Below are 1490 nucleotides of genomic sequence, written 5' to 3' on the forward strand. Positions count from 1 at the left end.
GGTGGACAGTAATGCTGTGAAATTACTGAAAGCTGCAGGTGCAGGAGGCTGATTAATTACGGCGGCAGAGATGCCGCCTTTTTATACAGATGAAATCACCGTTCTGAACGGAGGTACCAATGACAGAAAAAAACTATGAAGCAATTGGTCGCTGTAAGGTTTTGCTTGAAAAAATCAAAGCGATGCATATTGAAAGAGCCCGCGCGGTAGGCGATCTACGGGCGGCTGTTTATTCTCTTCATCAGAAAGGCAACGCCAACCATGTTCCGCCTGAAATTGTTGTTTTTGATGCTGAAAATCTAACCAGCCTGGTTGATAAAGTTGGGCTTGCGGATGGTGAGCTGATGCGTGCTGTCAGTGAATATAACAACTGGTGTCATGAGGCAGGTGAAAAACCCGTTAAATTAATTGAGATAGCACAATAAGCAATAAATAAACCCAAGGTCGCTCAGCGGCCTTTTTTATTGGGGGTTTCATGCCATTACCGACAATCGAAGAGCTGAAAAGGCAATGCTATATCGATGGTGATCATGATAATGATCTTTTGCAGCAATTTTTAAGCGCCGCTGTTTCCGAAGTTGAAAGGGTCACTAATCGCAGACTTTATGAGGAAAAAACGGATAAAGACGATCCGGGTGCTCTATTTTTAAGTACAGATATAGAACTCAGGTTAAGACAGATGGTCGGGTTTTGGTATGAAAACCGGGAAGGTCAGTCATTACCTGATTCTCTGTACCGGCATTTAAGAGATTACCGGCGCAGGCCGTAAGGATAAAATTATGCAGGCTGGTCGTCTGAGGCATATTGTCACCTTTCAGAGGGCTGAAATCACAATACTCCCGTCTGGCCAGAGAGAAAAGCTATGGTTTGATATTGGTCCGCCTGTGAATGCGGAAGTCAAACCTGTCAGCGGCCGGGAACTGCTGACCGCCGGAGCGGAAATGTCAGAAATCACTGTTCGTGTGTGGATGCGGTACCGGCCGGATATTCATCCCGCATGCCGGATGATATATCGTGGGCAGATCTACGATATTCAGGCTGTGATCCCGGATGTGAAATTTACCCGGCTGGAACTGCTGTGTAAACAGGGGGTGAACGATGGCTGATATGGGGCTGGATTTATCCGGTTTTGCTGAGTTGTCCCGTGATTTGGAGTTACTCAGCCGGGCTGAAAATACCCGTGTACTGCGGGAGGCTGCGAAAGCCGCAGCAGATATGCTGCGGGATGAGGTCCGGCAGAGTGCACCCCGCAGAACCGGTAGGTTAGTGCGTAATATCGTTACCGGCGGTCAGCGGAGCCGTTATAAAGGTGAGGTTGTCTCGGGGGTGTACATCCGGGGAACCAACGCCGCCGGAACCAACAGTGATAACACACTGAAAACGGACGATCCGCGTAATGCGTTTTACTGGCGCTTTCTGGAAAACGGCACATCCAAAATGGCACCACAACCGTTTATCCGTCCGGCATTTGACGGTAAAGCGGATGAGGC

Annotated in this window: 4 protein-coding genes; all 4 read left to right on the top strand. The window is 48.7% G+C overall.

The annotated features are described in order from the left end of the window. The first annotated feature begins 119 nt into the window (after positions 1-119). Positions 120-425, top strand: coding sequence for a hypothetical protein (locus tag GN208_RS17690; RefSeq protein WP_024473748.1), 306 nt, complete (start codon positions 120-122; stop codon positions 423-425). Between the two features lie 50 nt (positions 426-475). Then, a complete protein-coding gene (locus GN208_RS17695; RefSeq protein ID WP_072870548.1) occupies positions 476-769 on the top strand; it encodes a head-tail connector protein in 294 nt (97 codons plus the stop codon). Positions 770-779: 10 nt separating this feature from the next. Continuing rightward, positions 780-1106, top strand: coding sequence for a phage head closure protein (locus tag GN208_RS17700; RefSeq protein ID WP_111759635.1), 327 nt, complete (start codon positions 780-782; stop codon positions 1104-1106). Continuing rightward, the coding region (locus tag GN208_RS17705) for an HK97-gp10 family putative phage morphogenesis protein (protein ID WP_243828508.1) at positions 1099-1490 on the top strand (392 nt) is incomplete at its 3' end. The genes GN208_RS17700 and GN208_RS17705, both read left to right, overlap by 8 nt.

Source organism: Morganella sp. HSTU-ASny43, from assembly GCF_022819185.1.
In the GTDB taxonomy this organism is placed as follows: Bacteria; Pseudomonadota; Gammaproteobacteria; order Enterobacterales; family Enterobacteriaceae; genus Morganella; species Morganella morganii.

What these genes read in the sequence shown, in the direction of transcription:
- GN208_RS17690 (WP_024473748.1), top strand. Translation starts at nt 120, where the DNA reads ATGACAGAAAAAAACTATGAAGCAATTGGTCGCTGTAAGGTTTTGCTT.
- GN208_RS17695 (WP_072870548.1), top strand. Translation starts at nt 476, where the DNA reads ATGCCATTACCGACAATCGAAGAGCTGAAAAGGCAATGCTATATCGAT.
- GN208_RS17700 (WP_111759635.1), top strand. Translation starts at nt 780, where the DNA reads ATGCAGGCTGGTCGTCTGAGGCATATTGTCACCTTTCAGAGGGCTGAA.